Origin of the sequence: Limnohabitans sp. Jir72, assembly GCF_003063575.1 — a bacterium.
Lineage (GTDB): Bacteria > Pseudomonadota > Gammaproteobacteria > Burkholderiales > Burkholderiaceae_C > Limnohabitans_A.
This window is the reverse complement of the sequence record NZ_NESC01000004.1, coordinates 162,554-179,672: the sequence shown is the minus strand read 5'-3', so window position 1 is coordinate 179,672 and position 17,119 is coordinate 162,554. Positions and strand designations below refer to the sequence as shown.

18 protein-coding genes are annotated in these 17,119 nt (G+C 59.1%); 8 read left to right on the top strand and 10 right to left on the bottom strand.

The genetic code is table 11. The features are described 5' to 3' along the window. Positions 1-108: 108 nt before the first annotated feature. From arsB to B9Z52_RS07250, 5 genes are read right to left on the bottom strand one after another with little or no spacing between them, the layout of a single operon-like run. Positions 109-1,128 carry an ACR3 family arsenite efflux transporter gene (gene arsB / locus B9Z52_RS07270; protein ID WP_108413175.1) on the bottom strand — a complete coding sequence of 340 codons (1,020 nt, stop codon included), beginning with the start codon at positions 1,126-1,128 and terminating at the stop codon, positions 109-111. 9 nt (positions 1,129-1,137) lie between these two features. Next, on the bottom strand, positions 1,138-1,632 hold the full coding sequence (locus B9Z52_RS07265) for an arsenate reductase ArsC (protein WP_108413174.1): 495 nt from the start codon (positions 1,630-1,632) through the stop codon (positions 1,138-1,140). An 11-nt stretch (positions 1,633-1,643) separates the two neighbouring features. Then, positions 1,644-2,141: an arsenate reductase ArsC gene (locus tag B9Z52_RS07260; protein ID WP_108413173.1), complete on the bottom strand. Its 498-nt coding sequence runs from the start codon at positions 2,139-2,141 to the stop codon at positions 1,644-1,646. Positions 2,142-2,147: 6 nt separating this feature from the next. Then, positions 2,148-2,642 (bottom strand): ArsI/CadI family heavy metal resistance metalloenzyme, encoded by a 495-nt coding sequence (locus tag B9Z52_RS07255; RefSeq protein WP_108413172.1) that lies wholly within the window; start codon positions 2,640-2,642, stop codon positions 2,148-2,150. 11 nt (positions 2,643-2,653) lie between these two features. After that, the gene (locus tag B9Z52_RS07250) at positions 2,654-2,977 is read right to left on the bottom strand and encodes a helix-turn-helix transcriptional regulator (protein ID WP_108413171.1); all 324 of its coding nucleotides are present in this window, start codon (positions 2,975-2,977) and stop codon (positions 2,654-2,656) included. A gap of 108 nt (positions 2,978-3,085) precedes the next feature. Here B9Z52_RS07250 and arsA point away from each other — a divergent pair, with 108 nt between their 5' ends. The 8 genes from arsA (at position 3,086) to B9Z52_RS07210 (ending at position 11,801) form a co-directional block, all read left to right on the top strand. Beyond that, positions 3,086-4,861 (top strand): arsenical pump-driving ATPase, encoded by a 1,776-nt coding sequence (gene arsA, locus B9Z52_RS07245; RefSeq protein WP_305037603.1) that lies wholly within the window; start codon positions 3,086-3,088, stop codon positions 4,859-4,861. Positions 4,862-4,923: 62 nt separating this feature from the next. Then, complete coding sequence (locus B9Z52_RS07240) at positions 4,924-5,679, top strand: sulfite exporter TauE/SafE family protein (RefSeq protein ID WP_108413170.1); 756 nt, start codon at positions 4,924-4,926, stop codon at positions 5,677-5,679. A 60-nt stretch (positions 5,680-5,739) separates the two neighbouring features. After that, a complete protein-coding gene (locus B9Z52_RS07235; RefSeq protein WP_233251864.1) occupies positions 5,740-6,297 on the top strand; it encodes an HD domain-containing protein in 558 nt (185 codons plus the stop codon). 75 nt (positions 6,298-6,372) lie between these two features. Continuing rightward, positions 6,373-7,215, top strand: a complete 843-nt coding sequence (locus B9Z52_RS07230) for a GNAT family N-acetyltransferase (protein ID WP_108413168.1) — start codon at positions 6,373-6,375, stop codon at positions 7,213-7,215. Continuing rightward, positions 7,215-8,135, top strand: a complete 921-nt coding sequence (locus B9Z52_RS07225; RefSeq protein WP_233251863.1) for a UDP-2,3-diacylglucosamine diphosphatase — start codon at positions 7,215-7,217, stop codon at positions 8,133-8,135. Before B9Z52_RS07230 ends, B9Z52_RS07225 begins: the two co-directional genes overlap by 1 nt. After that, complete coding sequence (locus B9Z52_RS07220) at positions 8,132-9,190, top strand: glycosyltransferase family 1 protein (RefSeq protein WP_108413167.1); 1,059 nt, start codon at positions 8,132-8,134, stop codon at positions 9,188-9,190. Before B9Z52_RS07225 ends, B9Z52_RS07220 begins: the two co-directional genes overlap by 4 nt. A gap of 64 nt (positions 9,191-9,254) precedes the next feature. Then, positions 9,255-11,330 carry a polyphosphate kinase 1 gene (gene ppk1 / locus B9Z52_RS07215; protein WP_108413166.1) on the top strand — a complete coding sequence of 692 codons (2,076 nt, stop codon included), beginning with the start codon at positions 9,255-9,257 and terminating at the stop codon, positions 11,328-11,330. 9 nt (positions 11,331-11,339) lie between these two features. Then, the gene (locus tag B9Z52_RS07210; protein ID WP_108413165.1) at positions 11,340-11,801 is read left to right on the top strand and encodes a histidine phosphatase family protein; all 462 of its coding nucleotides are present in this window, start codon (positions 11,340-11,342) and stop codon (positions 11,799-11,801) included. A 4-nt stretch (positions 11,802-11,805) separates the two neighbouring features. Here the strand turns inward: B9Z52_RS07210 and B9Z52_RS07205 are convergent, their stop codons facing one another. The 5 genes from B9Z52_RS07205 to B9Z52_RS07185 all read right to left on the bottom strand — a co-directional run bounded on the left by B9Z52_RS07205 (position 11,806) and on the right by B9Z52_RS07185 (position 16,937). Beyond that, entirely contained in the window at positions 11,806-12,312 is a 507-nt protein-coding gene (locus tag B9Z52_RS07205) for a hypothetical protein (protein ID WP_233251862.1), read from the bottom strand. Positions 12,313-12,405: 93 nt separating this feature from the next. Further along, a complete protein-coding gene (ppx, locus tag B9Z52_RS07200; RefSeq protein ID WP_108413164.1) occupies positions 12,406-13,911 on the bottom strand; it encodes an exopolyphosphatase in 1,506 nt (501 codons plus the stop codon). Positions 13,912-13,980: 69 nt separating this feature from the next. Further along, positions 13,981-14,820 (bottom strand): CHAD domain-containing protein, encoded by an 840-nt coding sequence (locus B9Z52_RS18280; RefSeq protein ID WP_108413163.1) that lies wholly within the window; start codon positions 14,818-14,820, stop codon positions 13,981-13,983. A 3-nt stretch (positions 14,821-14,823) separates the two neighbouring features. After that, positions 14,824-15,642 carry a PPK2 family polyphosphate kinase gene (locus B9Z52_RS07190; RefSeq protein WP_233251860.1) on the bottom strand — a complete coding sequence of 273 codons (819 nt, stop codon included), beginning with the start codon at positions 15,640-15,642 and terminating at the stop codon, positions 14,824-14,826. 14 nt (positions 15,643-15,656) lie between these two features. Then, a complete protein-coding gene (locus B9Z52_RS07185; protein WP_108413161.1) occupies positions 15,657-16,937 on the bottom strand; it encodes an MgtC/SapB family protein in 1,281 nt (426 codons plus the stop codon). Between the last annotated feature and the right edge of the window lie 182 nt (positions 16,938-17,119).

The window sequence follows — 17,119 nt, the reverse complement described above, 5'->3', positions numbered from 1 at the left end:
AGCCTTTCTAATAAATTTCAGCCAATGAGATTTCTTTAACCGAACATGAATGAAACTTTGTGGTGGGCAGTGCCGTCGGAATAGAGAGATTTCAAATCGGTGCAGGACTCAGCTCCGTTCGTACCAGCCCTTGCTCTGGTTGACCACGCGCACCACCAGCAGCATGACGGGCACCTCGATCAGCACGCCCACCACGGTGGCCAACGCCGCGCCCGAGTGGAAGCCAAACAGGCTGATGGCGGCGGCCACGGCCAGCTCGAAAAAGTTGGACGCACCGATCAGCGCCGAGGGGCAGGCGATCTCGTGCTTTTCGCCCAGGGCGCGGTTCAGGCCATAAGCCAGGGCCGAGTTGAACAAGACCTGGATCAGGATGGGCACCGCCAGCAAGGCGATCACCAGCGGCTGCTGCAAGATGGCTTCGCCCTGAAAGGCGAACAGCAAGACCAGCGTGGCCAGCAAGGCCGTGATGGACCAGGGGCCGATGCGCTGCATGGCGGCATCAAAAGCCGCCTGGCCCTGGCGCAGCAATTGGCGGCGCCACAGCTGCGCCAGCAGCACCGGGATCACGATGTACAGCACCACCGAGGTGAGCAAGGTGTCCCAAGGCACGGTGATGGCCGAGATGCCGAGCAAGAAGCCCACCAGCGGCGCAAATGCGACCACCATGATGCTGTCGTTCAGCGCCACTTGCGACAGGGTGAACAGCGGGTTGCCATTCGTCAGGCGGCTCCATACGAACACCATGGCGGTGCAGGGCGCTGCAGCCAGCAAGATGAGCCCGGCGATGTAGCTGTCCAGCTGGTCGGCAGGCAAGTAGGGCGCAAACAGGTGGCGGATGAAAATCCAGCCCAGCAGCGCCATCGAAAACGGTTTGACCAGCCAGTTGACGAACAAGGTCACGCCGATGCCGCGCACATGCTGGCGCACCTGGCCCAGGGCGCCAAAGTCCACCTTGACCAACATGGGGATGACCATCACCCAGATCAGCAAGCCCACCGGCAGATTGACCTTGGCGATCTCCATCTGGCCAATGGCCTGGAACACCTCGGGCATGAATTGGCCCAGCGCGATGCCGACCACGATGCACAGGAAAACCCAGACGGTGAGGTAACGTTCAAAAATGTTCATGGTGTGGCTTCAGTTGGCGCAGATGCGGTTCAGTTCGTTTTGCAGCTGGGCAGGGCTCAGCTGGTCCAGTGGCAATTGCAAGAGCTGCAACATGCGGTAGCCAATCGCTTGGCGTGTCAATTCAAAAGCCTGGCGCTTGCCTTCATCGCCACCCAAGGCGTTGGACGGATCGGGGTAACCCCAGTGGACCTTGACCGGGCTGCCTGGCCAGTAGGGACAAGTCTCGGCGGCGGCGCTGTCGCACACGGTGATCACGATGTGCATCTCGGGTGCGCCGGGTGCTGTGAATTCATCCCAGCTCTTGCTGCGGTAGCCGCTGGTGTCGATGCCCGCATGGTTCAAGGCTTCCAGCGCAAAGGGGTTGAGCCTGCCGCTGGGGGCACTGCCTGCACTGAACGCGCGGACATCGCGGCCCAGTTGCCGGGCCCAGTGGTTGAGCATGCCCTCGCTCAGGACGCTGCGGGCGGAGTTGTGGGTGCACAGGATGAGGACGTTGGTGGTCATGGTGGTGCTCGTTATTCTTGGCCAATGCGGTGGGCGTGGGCTTGCAAGGAGAGTCGGTCCAGGCTGTCAAAGGGCAAGGCCATGAACAATTCGATCCTTCGTTTGAGTGCATAGGCCGTATCGCGGAAGTTTTTCTCGACTTCGGCTGTGGACTGTGCGGGCATGTCACCCGGATCGGCAACACCCCAGTGCGCACTGACGGGTTGTCCGGGCCACACAGGGCAGACTTCGCCTGCAGCGCGGTCACACACGGTGAAGATGAAATCCAGCACAGGTGCACCGGCTTGGCTGAACTCGGCCCAGCTTTTGCTGCGCACGCCTTGTGCGGGCACATCCAGGCTGGCCAGTGTGGCCAGGGCCTGGGGGTTGACGGTGCCATTGGGCATGCTGCCTGCAGAAAACGCCTGGAAGCGGCCTGCGCCCAGATGGTTCATCAGGCATTCGGCCATCACCGAGCGGACCGAGTTGCCGGTGCAGACAAAAAGAACGTTGTAAACAGGGTGTGTCATGGGGGTTCAGCAGCAAGAGGATGAGGAAGACGAAGAGGTGGGGCCACAGCATGCCGAGGCGGTTGCAGCAGCTTGGGCCGTGGGTGGTGCGCAGCAGACAGCGCCGGACGCCTGGGCGGCCTGGTTTTCGTGGAAAACCGGGATGTTGCCCAAGGTGTGAAAGTGTTCCCAGGCGATGCCTTGCGGATCGGTGATCCAGTGCTTGTCGCTTTGGGCGTAGCAACAGGAGGTCTCGCCTTCATCGATCAGGGCCATGTCGGCGTTTTGGGCCCGGTCCTTCAGTTGCAGCAGTTCTTCGGCGCTATCGGTCTGGAACCCCAGGTGGTCCAGGCCAGCTTGGCCGCCGCGCGTGGAGATGGCAAAGTTCACACGCGGATCGTCCAGCATCCATTTGGCGTAATCGGATTCAAGCCGGGTGGGCGGGGCCGAGAACAGGCGCTCGTAAAACGCGATGCTCGCGTTCAGGTCATCGACACGGATGTGGACATGGAATCTTTTCATGGTGGTTCTCTTCAGCAGGGGCAGGCGGTGGCTTCTTCGACAAGGCAGGCTTCGCCCTGGCAGCAGTTTTGCGTCAGGTAGGCGAGCACGCCGCTCATGTGCGCGTATTGCGCACGGTAAATCAGGTTGCGGCCGCTGCGCTCTTGCGAGATCAGATCGGCGTGGAGCAACTCTTTCAGGTGAAAAGACAAGGTGGCCGCTGGCACGCCCAGGCCTTCGGCCATGACGGCGGGGGTCAGGCCCTGTGTGCCGGTGACCACCAGGGCGCGGAATATCTGCAGGCGGTGGGGCTGGGCCAGCGCGGCCAGGGCTTTGATGACTTGTTTCTCTTCCATGCTTCGACTTTAATGGAAATATGTGACGATTTGATGTCGAGCAATGCACCTTGATCTGGCGCAGACCCTCAGATGTGAAATTCGCGTAAATTGAACGAAAGATCCACGATGGTGCCCAACACAATGACCCGACTGCAATGGCTGCAAGCGCCGACCCGCTTTTTGTTTTTCACGGGCAAGGGGGGCGTGGGTAAAACCTCGCTGTCCACCGCCACGGCCATCGCGCTGGCGGATGCCGGGCAAAAAGTTTTGCTGGTCAGCACCGATGCGGCCTCCAACCTGGACGAAATGCTGGGCGTGCCCTTGAGCAACCAGCCGGTGGCCGTGCCCGGCGTGCCGGGCCTGAGCCTGATCAACATCGACCCCGATGAGGCTGCCAGGGCCTACCGGCAGCGTGTGATCGATCAGATGGACCCTGCCGTGCCCGAGGCTGACAAGGCGGTGGTGCGTGAACAGCTGTCGGGTGCTTGCACCACCGAGATCGCTTCGTTTGACGAGTTCTCCAGCCTGCTGGCGCAAGACGCGCCGTATGCGCACATCGTGTTTGACACCGCGCCCAGTGGCCACACTTTGCGCTTGCTGAGTTTGCCCAAGGCCTGGAGCGGATTTTTGGCGGGCAATGACCAGGGGGCTTCGTGTCTGGGGCCCCATTCGGGCCTGAAGATGCAGGAGGCGCGCTTCAACCAGGCGTTGGCCGCCCTCAGCAATCCGGCTTTGACTTCGGTGGTTCTGGTGGCGCGCCCCGAGGTCAGTGCACTGGCCGAAGCCGCCCGCACCAGCGTGGAGCTGAAGGCTCTGGGTTTGACGCAACAACGGCTGATCGTCAATGGCGTGTTCCATGCCAGCGTGCCCGATGATGCGGTCGCGCAGGCCATCGACACGCAAGGGCAGCAGGCACTGGCGCACATGCCCGAAGCCTTGCGCGCTTTGCCGCAGGACGAAGTGCCTCTGCGGGCGATGGACAACGTCGGTCTGCCTGCACTTCGGGCCTTGCTCTCGGATGCGCCCCCTTCACCCAGTGGCTCTGCGGTCGTGGTGGACCCGCTGCAAGGGCAGAGCCTGCAGCAGCTGGTGGACGAGCTGGCACAGCAATCGCACGGCCTGATCATGGTGATGGGCAAGGGCGGTGTAGGCAAAACCACGGTGGCTGCGGCCTTAGCCCTGGGCTTGCAGCAAAAAGGCAAAACCGTTCACCTGAGCACCACCGATCCGGCGGCGCACTTGGCCCAGACACTGCAGGCGCAGGTGCCGGGCCTGCAGGTCAGCCGCATTGACCCGAAGGTTGAAACGCAGAAATACATCGACAAGATCATGGCCGCCAAAGGCGCTTCGCTGGACGAACACGAGAAGGCCTTGCTGCTCGAAGACCTGCAATCGCCCTGCACCGAAGAGGTGGCGGTGTTCCACGCGTTTTCGCACATCGTGGCGCAGGCCCGCATGGGTTTTGTGGTGTTGGACACCGCACCCACAGGCCATTCGCTGCTGTTGGTGGATGCCGCCGGGGCTTACCACCGGCAGATGCTCAGCAGTTTTGAAAAGCACACGGGCACGGCGGCCAAGGTGGTCACGCCGCTCATGCGCATGCAGGACCCGAGTTACACCCGGATCATTTTGGTGACTTTGCCCGAGACCACGCCGGTCTCGCAGGCGGTGGCCCTGCAAGACGATTTGCGCCGCGCGCGCATTGAGCCTTACGCCTGGGTGCTCAACCGGTCTGTGATGGCGGCCAAGCCCCGTGACCCTTTGCTGGTGGCGCGTCTGGCGGGTGAGGTGCGGCAGATCCAGCGGATTCGACCCGCCCTGGCGGAAAGGCTGTTTGTCATCCCGTTTCAGCCCGAGCCACCGGTGGGGCTGGCGGCTTTGCACCGTTTGTTGACGTCCTGAGGTGCTTGCAGGGGCGGCTGTGGGCAGGCCCGGGCTAAGATGGCTGACCTGAAAGATCTGCCGTGGACCTGCCCTTCATCACCGACCCCTTTTTCTACTTCGTCTCCGTTCCCGCTGTGCTGCTGCTGGGCATCAGCAAAAGCGGCTTTGGCGCGGGCTTGGGCTCATTGGCTGTGCCTGTCATGGCCTTGGCCATCTCGGTGCCTCAGGCGGCGGCCATCTTGATGCCGGTGTTGTTCGTCATGGATGTGCTGGGCATGGCGGCTTACAAGAAGACGCTGGACCGCCGCTTGCTGGCTTTCATGGTGCCCTTCAGCTTGCTGGGCATCTTGATTGGCACTTTGTTGTTCAAGGTGATGAACCCGCATCTGGTCGCAGGCCTGGTGGGTGGATTCACCTTGTTGTTTCTGGCGCAGCGTTTGCTGTTCCCGCCGCAGCCAGGCAGAGCGCCGCCACCCGCTTGGCTGGGGGCGATCTTGTTGACGATCTCGGGCTTTACCAGTTTCATCGCGCATGCAGGCGGGCCGCCGGTCAATGCGTATGTGATTCCGCTCAAGCTCAAGCCGGTGGTGTTCACCGGCACCATGGCTTTTTTGTTTTTCTTCATCAATATGGCCAAGTGGGTGCCTTACGCCTGGTTGGGTTTGCTGGACTTGCAAAATTTTGCGACCTCGCTGGTCTTGCTGCCTTTTGCGCCTTTGGGCGTGTGGATGGGGGTGCGCATTGCCAAGCGCATCGAGCCGGTGATGTTTTATCGGCTGGTGTATCTGGGCATGTTCCTCACGGGCAGCAAACTGTTGTGGGATGGTTTTCATTGAGGTGATCTTGCGCTGCTGACTTGTCGCATGGATGTCATGAACTTCATTCAACATGCGCGCATGCACGAACGACACAAGACGATTTTGGACCTTTACCGCTATGGGGGTGATCGTCTTTATGCTGGAGAGCCCGTCACACAGCTCGAGCACGCATGGCAATGCGGCAGATTGGCCGAAAAATCGGGCGCAAACACCGCGTTGCAATTGGCCAGCTGGTTGCATGACTTGGGGCATCTGTGGGTCAACAGTCCGGGTACACCCACTTTGCGTGGTGAAGACGACCGTCATGAAGCCGTGGCGGCCGACATCCTTGCCCCTTTGTTTGGCTCAGCCGTGGCGGAGCCGGTCCGTCTGCATGTGCAGGCCAAGCGTTATTTGGTCACGACCAACCGAGCCTACGCGGCCAAACTTTCGCAGGATTCGACCCGGAGTCTGGGCCTGCAAGGCGGTGTCATGTCCTCTCAGGAGTGCGCTTCGTTTGAAGCGCAGCCTTACTTCAAGGATGCGTTGAAGTTGCGTGTGTGGGATGACCTTGGCAAGAAGAAGGCCTGGTTTGAAGACAGTCGGGATGATGCGTTGATGCATCTTGAAAAATTGATGCAAGCTGCGGCGTCATGAAAATTTCATGAGTTCGACTTTTGGGTGTCATGAGCCCCTTTGATCATGGAGGGACAGATCAAAAGGAGTGTCCTCATGAAAGAGTTGCCCAACCCCACTTTCGCATTGTCCCCGTTGAATTTGCCCAGGGGGTCACTTCATCCGGCGCAGTCCAACTCCGCTGTGGATTTCCTGCCTCGCCGTGCCAAAAGCGCTATTGAGGTCAGTTGGGCAAAACATCAGGACGAAGTCCGCGAAGCACAGCGACTGAGGTTTGACATTTTCGGCACCGAGATGGGCGCCCGCTTGTCCACCAAGGTGCCTGGTCATGACATCGATTTGTTCGATGACTATTGCGAGCATTTGCTGGTGCGTGAATCCGAAACAGGCCAGGTGATCGGCACCTACCGCGTGTTGACGCCCGAGCAGGCCAAGCGCGCGGGCAGCACTTACAGCGACACCGAGTTTGATTTGACCCGTTTGCGCGACATGCGCAGCCGCATGGTGGAGCTCGGTCGCAGCTGCGTGCATGCCGACCACCGCCAAGGTGGCGTGATCATGGCGCTGTGGGGAGCCTTGTTCGAATTCATGGAGCGCAACCACCTGGATGTGATGATCGGTTGCGCCAGCATCCCGATGTTGCACAACGGGGTGGTCACAGGCCATGCCGCGGCCAGCATCTGGCACCAGTTGCGTGAAACGCATTTGGCGTCGATCCAATACCATGTGCGCCCGCGTCTGCCCTTGCCAGTGGATGCACTTGAGCATGACCTGTCGATCGAGCCGCCAGCGCTGATCAAAGGCTACTTGCGTTTGGGCGCCAAGATTTTGGGCGCTCCTGCCTGGGACCCGGATTTCAACACGGCCGATTTGCCCATGATGATGCAGACGGCCGATATCCCTGCACGCTATCGCCGTCACTTCTCGGGGAGTGTCTGATGCGCGTGCCGACCGCAGACCTGCAAACGGCCTTGCTGTTTGAGGCATCGCCCATGGCCACAAGACCGCTGGCCGGTGCTGCGGTCGATGTGCCTGTCGATGCTGCAGCACCACCAGAAGAGGATGATTCGCCCGCAGACCGCCCACGGTTGCGGGCGATTTTCATTTCAGACTTGCACATCGGAACGCCCGGATTTCAGGCCGATGCCTTGTTGGATTTTTTGAAGCAGCACCGCTGTGACACGCTGTATTTGGTGGGCGACATTGTGGATGGCTGGCAGCTGCGCCGCCGCTGGTTCTGGCCTCAAAGTCACAACGATGTGGTGCAGAAGTTGCTTCGCCGTGCGCGCAAGGGCTGCCGCGTCATTTATGTGCCTGGCAACCACGATGAGTTTGCGCGGCACTTCGTGGGGCATGCCTTTGGCGGTGTGGAGGTGCTTCATGACACGGTGCACACCACGGCCACAGGCCTCAAGTTGTGGGTGATCCATGGCGACCATTTTGACGGCGTGATCCAGTGCGCCAAGTGGCTGGCTTATGTGGGTGACTGGTTGTATGAATTGACCTTGAAGCTCAACCGCTACCTTAACAGTTGGCGTGCCCGCATGGGTTTGGGGTATTGGTCTTTGTCGGCCTATTTGAAACTCAAGGTCAAGAAAGCCGTGAACTTCATCAGCGACTTTGAAGTGGCAGTGGCCCAAGAGGCCAAGCGCCGAGGGTATGACGGTGTCGTGTGTGGGCACATCCACCACGCCGAGATCCGTGACGTCAACGGCATTTTGTATTGCAACGACGGTGATTGGGTGGAAAGCCGCACCGCACTGGTTGAGCACATGGACGGTCGCCTGGAGATCGTGCATTGGGGTGCAGGTGAGGCGGTCACGGTGCGTGAAATGCATGCCGCGGAGGCCCTCGCATGAAACTGGCCTTGATCACCGATGCATGGCATCCACAAATCAACGGCGTGGTCACGACCTTGCAGGAGTTGGTGGTGGCTTTGGCCCCCTTGGGCGTGCAGGTGGAAGTGATCCATCCTGGTTTGTTTCGCAACAAGCCTTGCCCGGGTTACAAGGGCATCGATCTGGCCGTTCGCCCTGCCAAGCCTTTGGCCAAAATGCTCGACAAATTGCAGCCCGATGCGATCCATCTGGCCACGGAAGGCCCAATCGGCTGGGCGGCGCGTCGCTATTGCCTGAAAAAAAAGCTGGCCTTCACCACGGCCTTTCACACCAAATTCCCGGAAATATTGCATGCCGCTTTGCGGGTTCCACTGTCATGGGGTTACGCTTTGTTTCGCCACTTTCACCGGCCTTCTTCGGGGGTGATGGTGCCCACGCAGGGCGTGCTTGAGATGCTCAAGGCCAGAGGATTCGCCCAGCTCAAGTCCTGGACCCACGGGGTGGACCTGGGCTTGTTCCAATACCATGACAAGCCGCTGGACTTGCCCGCTTTGGCCCATTTGCCAAGACCTTTGTCTTTGTTTGTTGGCCGTGTGTCTTACGAAAAAAACATCGAAGCCTTTTTGTCGATGAAGCTGCCGGGCACCCGCATCGTCTGTGGGGTAGGGCCTTTGGAGGACAGTTTGCGTCAGCGTTTTCCCGGTGTGGTGTGGATGGGCGTTTTGCCCCGCACCGAATTGGCCCAAATCTACGCCGCCAGCGATGTCTTCGTGTTTCCTTCCAAAAATGAGACCTTCGGTTTGGTCATGCTCGAAGCCATGGCTTGCGGCACGCCGGTGGCCGCCTACCCGGTGGATGGCCCCTTGCAGGTCTTGGGGGCAGACCATGCGGACGTTGTGGGTGGCGTGTTGCACGAAGACCTCGGCCATGCGGTAGCGCACGCCCTGCAGGTGCCGCGACATGAAGCCCGCAGACGCGCCATGCACTTTGATTGGCCTCAGACGGCCAAAAGCTTTGCTTCGCACTTGGTCAATGTGCGCCAACGCACGGAGGATGGGCGCGAGGTGTTCACATAATTGTCATCAAAGTGACTTGAATAGTTCTTAGGATCAGACCGCATTGAGATGAAAATAAAAGATCATGAGTTCTGAATCCTCCAACAGTCACAGCGACAAAGCACCATCGTCCTTGCTGGACCGAGACTTGAGCATTCTGGCTTTCAACGAGCGGGTGCTCGATTGGGCACATCGCCCCGATGTGCCCTTGCTGGAGCGTTTGCGCTATTTGTGTATCGTCTCTTCTAACCTGGACGAGTTTTTCGAAGTGCGTGCCGAGCCGCATGTGATGGGGGCCTTGCAAGGTCTGCGTTCTGGACCCTACACGGCTGAAAGTCTGGCGGCCATCACCGAGCAAGCCAATGCCATGGTGGCCCGCCAATATGCGCTGTACAACGATGACTTGTTGCCCGCACTGGAGCGTCAGGGCTTTCGAGTCCTCTCGCATGGCGAGCGCAATGCCGAGCAACGCCGTTGGGTAAGCAGCTACTTCCGCCGCGAGGTGCAGCCCTTGCTGGTGCCCGTGGGCCTCGATCCCGCACACCCTTTTCCGCAAGTGGCCAACAAATCGCTGAACTTCATTGTCCAGTTGTCCGGCAAGGATGCATTTGGAAGGTCCAACGAGATCGCCATCGTCAAGGTGCCACGGGTCTTGCCCCGATTGATTCCACTGCCCGCCAAGCTTTGCAATGGCACCACTTCTTTTGTGCTCTTGTCGAGTGTGATCCGGGCGCATTTGAGTGAGCTTTTTCCTGGCCGTGTGGTGGGCCAGTTCTCGCAGTTCAGGGTCACCCGTCACTCGGATCTGGCCGTCGATGAAGACGACATTGGCAACTTGCGCACGGCACTGCGCGAAGGCTTGCAGCACCGCAATTACGGTCAATCGGTCCGGCTGGAGGTCTCGTCCGATTGCTCGCTGCGACTGGCCGAATTCTTGCGCAAGGAATTTCAGTTGCCAGAGTTGTCGGTGTTTCGTGTCAATGGCCCGGTGAACCTGGTGCGCTTGATGCAGTTGATCGATCTGGCACAAGCACCACATCTGTTGTTCCCCCCCTACAAGGCCAGTTTTCCGGTGCAGTTGCCCAGCCACGGCTCCATCCTCGCCCGACTGCGCCAAGGTGATGTGCTTTTTCACCAACCCTTTGAAAGTTTTGATGGTGTGCTGGCGTTCTTGCGCGAGGCGGTGTCGGACCCGAATGTGCTGGCGATCAAACAGACCATCTACCGCACGGGCAGTGACCCGGCCATGATGGATCTGCTGTGTGAAGCGGTGCGTCAGGGCAAAGAGGTCACGGCGGTGGTAGAGCTCAAAGCCCGTTTTGACGAAGAAGCCAACATCAACTGGGCCGAGCAGCTGGAGTCCATCGGCGCACAGGTGGTCTATGGTGTGGTGGGCCTGAAGACCCATGCCAAGATGCTCTTGATCACCCGCAGAGAAGGCCGCACATTGCGGCGCTACGGGCATTTGTCCACGGGCAACTACAACCCGCGAACGGCCAGGCTGTACACCGACATCAGTTACCTCACGGCCGATGCGGCCATCACGGCCGACATGGACCAGCTGTTCGGACACCTGGCCAGCCAGAGCCGTTTGCCAAAGATGAAACGTTTGTTGGTTGCGCCGTTCACCTTGCACGCGGACATGCTCTCGCGCATCCGTGCAGCGGGTGCGGCTGCACAAGCCGGGCGGGGCGGTCGCATTGTCTTGAAGATGAATTCCTTGACCGATGTGCCGCTGATCGAAGCCCTGCTGGCGGCGGGCCAACAAGGCGCCAGGATCGATTTGATTGTGCGCGGCGCTTGCATGCTGCCCGCAGGCGTACCAGGGGTGAGTGAAAACATCCGGGTACGCTCGGTGATTGGCCGGTTTCTGGAGCATTCACGGGTGTTTTATTTCCGTGCGGGCGAGACGGAGTCTTTGTACCTGTCGAGTGCCGACTGGATGAGCCGCAACATGATGCGGCGCGTTGAACTGGCCTGGCCAGTCGATGACCCCATCTTGCGCCAACGCATCATTGATGAATGCTTGCTGGCCTATCTGCACGACAGCAAGGATGCCTGGGATCTGGCGACCGATGGCCGTTATCACCGTGTGGGCTTGAACGCCCCGGGGCATGGGGCACAAAGCGCGCTGATGGCGCGTTACAGCGCAGTGAAGTGAGGGTTGTTCATGGACTTGATCTTGTGGCGACACGCCGAAGCCCACGATGCCGAGGCGGGCCAGGACGATATGCAGCGGGCTTTGACAGCGCGGGGTGAAAAGCACGCCACTCGAATGGCGGTTTGGCTTGATCGTCAGTTACCCGAAGGGGTGAGGGTGTTCAGCAGCCCAGCGGTCCGGGCCGAACAGACCGTGCGTGCTTTGGGGCGTCGGTACAAAGTGCGTGATGCCCTGTCGCCAGGTGCATCCGTGGATGACTTGCTGGAAGCGGCGGGCTGGCCCCATGCCAAATACCCTGTGGTTCTGGTGGGGCATCAGCCATCGCTGGGCGCGGTGGCTTCCCGCTTGCTGCAGATGGGGGACACGCCCTGCCCTGTTCGCAAGGGGTCCGTCTGGTGGTTGCGCAGCCGCCAACGTGACGGCATCGATCAGACGGTGATCATGTCGGTCACCGTCGCGGATCGGCTTTAAGCCTTCAGGACTTGCTGGGGCGTCCTGTTTTCACGGTGGGGATGGCCGCCAGTGCTTTCTTGAAGCTGGCATCTGGCAAACCCGAGATGACTTGCAGGCCGGCACGGATCAATTCGCTTTTTTTGATTTCAACGCCCAGTGTCATGGCGCGTTTTTTCATATCTGCAAGTTGGGTGAATTCGGTTTTTGGGATGGTGAAGCTGTCGCGCACGACTTTGACTTTTTTCTCTTTGACCGGTTTGGCTTTGGCCGCTTCAGGCTTGGTCACAGGCGGCTTGACAGGTGTTGGCTTGAGTGCGGCTTTGCGCGGTGCTTTGGCTGGCGCTTTGGCAGGTGCTGCCTTGGAAGCTGCTTGGGGTGCGCGCTGAGTTGTTGACGGCTTGGCTTTGGGTGATGTCGTCCGTGCTTTTTTGGCAGGGGCTTTGGCCGCAGCCTCGGGGGCAGGGCTCACAGCCTTGCTGGCACTTGTGCTGGGTGCAGCGGTTTGGTTGGTGGTGGATGTTGCGTTCATATGATCTCCTTTTAAAAAAACGGTGCATACAGTTTATACCGTTGGTGCAAGAAAATCAATGGCCGTGTTGTCCGAGCCTGTTTGCGTCGCCCCTTAAAGGACTTGTACTTTCAGTTCCCAGCCGGTTTTGAACCAGGCGACACTTTCTTCGCTCAGCAAATGCGCCGATTGCGGCCATTGCTCGGCCCACTGCGCGCTGAGTTTGAGTCTGGCGGTTCTCCTGGTGGCATCCACACTCAACTCGATCGAGGAGGTGTCCGGATCGCGGCGAGCATGGCAAAGGATCACGCTCATGCGCAAGGCCATGAGTTGCTGGACAAACAGGGGGTCTTGCAAGGGCGCATCGAGTTTGCGAAGTTTGCCGCGGTGTCCTAACACCAGCTGGCTCAGTCGGTGCAATTCGTCGATCGTGAAACCCGGTAAGTCGGTATTGTCCAGAATGTAGGCACCGTGCTTGTGGTAGTCGCTGTGCGAGATGCGCATGCCGACTTCGTGCAGTTGTGCAGCCCAATGCACTTTGCGCAAATGGCGTGCGGTTTCGGTGTCGGTGTCATGCGCGCCCTTGCCCAGCATGTGGGTCAACAGGGTTTGCGCGGTGCTTGAGACACGTTCGGCCTGCAGTAAGTCAGCGCCAAATCGCTGTGTCAGCCAAGCAATCATGTGCGCGCGCACATCGTCTTGTGGACTTTCACGGTCCAGCAGGTCATACAAGGCACCATGGCGCAGGGCGCCTTGTGCGGCCAGCATTTCGTCAATTTGCAGCAAATCAAAAACGGCGCGCAAGACGGCCAAGCCACCGCCGATGACCGGACGGCGGTCCTCTTTGATGCCTTCGATCTTGAGGTACTCGGGTTTTTGTGCTTTGAGCAGCTTGTCTTTGAGCCAATCGAGCCCGTCGCGGGTGATCAAGCCTTCAGGCCAACCCGCCAGAGCCAGCACATCGGCCACCGCGCCCACGGTGCCTGACGAGCCGTAGCACGTGTCCCAGCTTGAACGTGGGTAGAGCATTTGCGCCTCGTCCAAAATGGCTTTGGCCGCAATCTCGGCAGCCTTGAACGCTGAATTGGTCCATTGCCCATCCGGGAAGTACTTCATCGACCAGGCCACGCTGCCAACGCGGTAAGACTCCAGCGTTTGGGCTTGGGCGTTTTGGCCCAAGATCAATTCGGTCGATCGCCCGCCAATGTCCACCACCAGGCGGCGCTCTGGTGATTGGGGCAAAAGGTGTGACACACCCAAGTAAATCAAGCGTGCTTCTTCACGCCCTGCAATGACCTCGATCGGAAAACCCAGTATGTCTTTGGCCTTGGCTAAAAAAATTTCGCGGTTGCGAGCTTCGCGCATGGTCTGAGTGGCCACCGCACGCACTTGGTGGGGCTGAAAGCCGGCGATGCGTTCTGCAAATCGGGCCAGGCAGTCCCAGCCGCGCTGCATGGCGTCTTCGCTCAGGTTGCGATCAGCATCCAAGCCATTGCCTTGGCGCACGGTTTCCTTGAGGTACTCCACGCGCCTGAGGTGCCCCGCTTCCAGTTGTCCGATTTCCAGACGAAAACTGTTGGAGCCAAGGTCAATGGCGGCGAAAAGGGACTGGGTTTGCATGGTGGAATCGGTGGCAACAGTGGGCTTGATTATGTGACGGTTATTTGAAAATTTGATGACAATCAGTTTTCACTGTGAAGAATCCAAGTGGCCCATCGATGCGCGCCAAGCTTGAGCCAACTTGGGACAGTGCTCATGCCCTTCGATCAGATTCAACACCATCTGCATGTCCTGATCATGGCCCCAAGCGATTTGTTTTTTTCTCACGCGCCGCAGTTGAGCCCGCAGTTTTTTGTCGGGCCGGTTCGTCAGCAGACTTTCCAGGGCATATCGCTCTTGTTTGAGCAGGATGCGGCCTTGGTGTCGCCGCTCTGGACTGCGGGCGTGACGGTGGTTTTTGATATTTTTCTGCAAACGTTGAAGCCTTTGTTTGGCCCATTGCCGAAAGGGCCTGTCCTGGAGTTTCAGGTGTGCAGTCTTCAGACGCTTGTTCCAATTCCTGAGTTGTTGCAATGCTGCGCCGACATGCGGCTTGGCGATTTCTTGCGCCAGTGCGTGGCGTGCCCGCAGACGGTCTTGCTGCAGCAGTTGCAGCAAAGCAGGCCACTCGTTGGCACCCACATTGGGGTGACTTTGGTGCCATGTGGGCAAGGTGTTTTCCAGAGCCACATCCAGATTGCGCAGCTGTCCAGTGAGTTGCCACAAATACCGAAGAGCGGCCTTGCCGCGCTCAGGCAGCTCAGGCAGCAAGGGTTTGTAAAACTTCAACAGGCATTTTTGACGGCGCCATGCCACTCTGGCCTGGTGCAAGCTCTCTGTTTGTCGGGTGTGCGTCCAGGCTTGGAGAAAGTTGCAGGTGTCTTGCAGCGAGACACGCAAAAGATGTTTCAAATGCCACCAGGCCAGGCCAGCGCTCTTGCCGGGCAGATCCTGAGCGGCTGAGCGTCTGGCTTTTTGAATGCGGGGCATGGCTCACTTCATTTTGAAATGCGTCAAATCCAGTTTTGGGCTGGGCATGACCAGCGACATGCTCTGCAAGGTGTGCACCAACAGCTCGGCGACCAACAGGTCTCGGTAAGGCTTGGAGTCGGCGGGCACCACATACCAAGGCGCTGCATCGGTGCTGGTCGCTTGCATGGCGTTTTCGTAGGCATGCATGTAGGCACGCCAGTGTCTGCGGTCTTCAAAGTCGGAGGCCTGCACTTTCCAGTGTTTCAAGGGGTCGTCCAGTCGAGCTTGCAAGCGTTTTTTTTGTTCCTGTTTGGAGATGTGCAAATAGCACTTGACGACCGCAACGCCGCTGTCGTGCAGCAAGGATTCAAAGTGCCGAATATGTTGGTGTCTTTCCTCGCACATGGAATGCTCTAGCGTGTTCTGCACGATCGGCACGAGCACGTCCTCGTAGTGGCTGCGGTTGAAGATCACCATCTCGCCCAAGGCCGGTGTTTTGGCATGGATGCGCCACAAGAAGTCGTGCCGGTATTCCAGTTCCTGCGGCACACCAAAAGCCTCAGCCCGCACGCCCAAGGGGCTGATGTGGGCAAAGACACTGCGGATGCAACCGTCTTTGCCAGAGGTGTCCATGCCTTGCAGGACCAAGAGCAAGGCGCGTGTTTTGCTGGCATACAGCATGGCTTGCAAGCGGTTGAGCTGCTCTGCCAGTTCGGCCATGCGTGCAGGCCATTGCTGCTTTTCGGCCTCGGTGTGCGCGCCAGGCAGGGTTGGTATATCGGACAAATCCAGGGGGTGCTGTGGCGACACGCGCCAGTCAGACCAGTTGATGGTGTTCACGGGTCTTGTCCTTGTCATGGTGTTCCGGTGAACCCTATTGTCCACGGGCTGGCCCATGCGCCCAGCCAGACCGCGGTGATCACCAGCAGCAGTCCGGGCAGGATCAGCAGCGCAAACGCTTTGCCGCCAGCACCGATGGCGACAGCCGCCTTGCTCAAGGTGTTGGTGCTGACGGCCAACAAGATGGCCAGTTGGGCTTGTGCAGGTGATGATTGTCCTTTGTTGAGTAAACTGCTCATGGAAGCTACGCTCGAATGAGCGTCCACCAAGCCTGCGAGCATGCTGGCGATCAGCACACCGAGCTTGCCCATCCAGTGGTTCAATGCGGCGGTCATGATGGTGATGCTGAGCACAGCCAAGCTGAGCATCAGCGTGGTCTTGTGCTCAAATGCGTGGCCTTTCAGGTCCCAATTCGGTGGACTCAGTTGTGCGGGGTGTGCCTTGTGCAACCACACGGCATAAAGACCTGCAGTGCAGCAGCCTGAGCCAATCGGCAAAAGCATGCCCGCCAAGATGCCGGGAATCAGGATAGAAATCAAAAAGCCCAGTTGAACCATGGTGGAAATCGTGGACAGCACCGCACCCATGGCGGCGGCATGCAGCACCTGAGGCTCGCGTTTGGAGGCTTGGCCCATCGCCAAAATGGTGGCTGTGCTGGAGATGAAACCACCGGCAAAACCGGTCAGTGCCATGCCCGCCTGCACACCCAATGTGCGTTTGGCCATGTAACCCAAGGCGCTGATGCTCATGACCGCGACCACAAAGCGTGCCAGGTCATGCGGGTTGATGGCCAAGAACGGCCCGGTGTAAAGGTCAGGGCTCAGCGGCAGCAAAATCAGTGCTGCAGCCAGGAAAACGATCACGTCTTTGAGTTCTTGCTCGGTGATGACTTGGTGCACAAAGCGGTGCATTTCTTCTCGAGCGGCCAGGATGGCCGCCAGGGCGATGCCCATGGTGGCCGCCAATTCGGGCGATGGGCGCGACAGTGCGCCCAGCAAGCAGGTCAGCAAAATGGCCACTTCAGAGGTCAGACCCGGATCGTTTCGCCGCGATTGTTGGTATGCGCTCATGCTGAGTGCGCCCAAGGCCAGCAAGGCGGTACTCACCAACCAGGGCGTGCTCAGACTTTGCGCTGCAAAGCCCAGCATCGCCGCGCCCGTGAAGGTGCGGATGCCTGCCGATCGGCGCTGGGGGCCGTTGCCCTTGTGGCGCTCCCTTTCCGTGCCGACCAGCAGGCCGATGCCCAAAGCCACAGACAGCGGGATAAGCGCGGTGGGATCTGAGAGTGTCAACATGCAGCCAATCTGAATTAGAAAAAATGAGTCAAAAAGCAATCTTCGCTTGGCTTGGGATGCTTGAGCTCACGGTGCATCATGGCGGCGGTGGCCAGGTGCTTCTGTGCGCTGAAACACCTTGGTTTTTTATTTGACACATTCTTGTCACAATCTGTCGTTAAATTCAATGACATGAATAAAGA

Coding starts and splice junctions, on each gene's coding strand:
- arsB (WP_108413175.1), bottom strand. CDS start 1,128: ATGAACATTTTTGAACGTTACCTCACCGTCTGGGTTTTCCTGTGCATC.
- B9Z52_RS07265 (WP_108413174.1), bottom strand. CDS start 1,632: ATGACCACCAACGTCCTCATCCTGTGCACCCACAACTCCGCCCGCAGC.
- B9Z52_RS07260 (WP_108413173.1), bottom strand. CDS start 2,141: ATGACACACCCTGTTTACAACGTTCTTTTTGTCTGCACCGGCAACTCG.
- B9Z52_RS07255 (WP_108413172.1), bottom strand. CDS start 2,642: ATGAAAAGATTCCATGTCCACATCCGTGTCGATGACCTGAACGCGAGC.
- B9Z52_RS07250 (WP_108413171.1), bottom strand. CDS start 2,977: ATGGAAGAGAAACAAGTCATCAAAGCCCTGGCCGCGCTGGCCCAGCCC.
- arsA (WP_305037603.1), top strand. CDS start 3,086: ATGGTGCCCAACACAATGACCCGACTGCAATGGCTGCAAGCGCCGACC.
- B9Z52_RS07235 (WP_233251864.1), top strand. CDS start 5,740: ATGCACGAACGACACAAGACGATTTTGGACCTTTACCGCTATGGGGGT.
- B9Z52_RS07230 (WP_108413168.1), top strand. CDS start 6,373: ATGAAAGAGTTGCCCAACCCCACTTTCGCATTGTCCCCGTTGAATTTG.
- B9Z52_RS07225 (WP_233251863.1), top strand. CDS start 7,215: ATGCGCGTGCCGACCGCAGACCTGCAAACGGCCTTGCTGTTTGAGGCA.
- B9Z52_RS07220 (WP_108413167.1), top strand. CDS start 8,132: ATGAAACTGGCCTTGATCACCGATGCATGGCATCCACAAATCAACGGC.
- ppk1 (WP_108413166.1), top strand. CDS start 9,255: ATGAGTTCTGAATCCTCCAACAGTCACAGCGACAAAGCACCATCGTCC.
- B9Z52_RS07210 (WP_108413165.1), top strand. CDS start 11,340: ATGGACTTGATCTTGTGGCGACACGCCGAAGCCCACGATGCCGAGGCG.
- B9Z52_RS07205 (WP_233251862.1), bottom strand. CDS start 12,312: ATGAACGCAACATCCACCACCAACCAAACCGCTGCACCCAGCACAAGT.
- ppx (WP_108413164.1), bottom strand. CDS start 13,911: ATGCAAACCCAGTCCCTTTTCGCCGCCATTGACCTTGGCTCCAACAGT.
- B9Z52_RS18280 (WP_108413163.1), bottom strand. CDS start 14,820: ATGCCCCGCATTCAAAAAGCCAGACGCTCAGCCGCTCAGGATCTGCCC.
- B9Z52_RS07185 (WP_108413161.1), bottom strand. CDS start 16,937: ATGTTGACACTCTCAGATCCCACCGCGCTTATCCCGCTGTCTGTGGCT.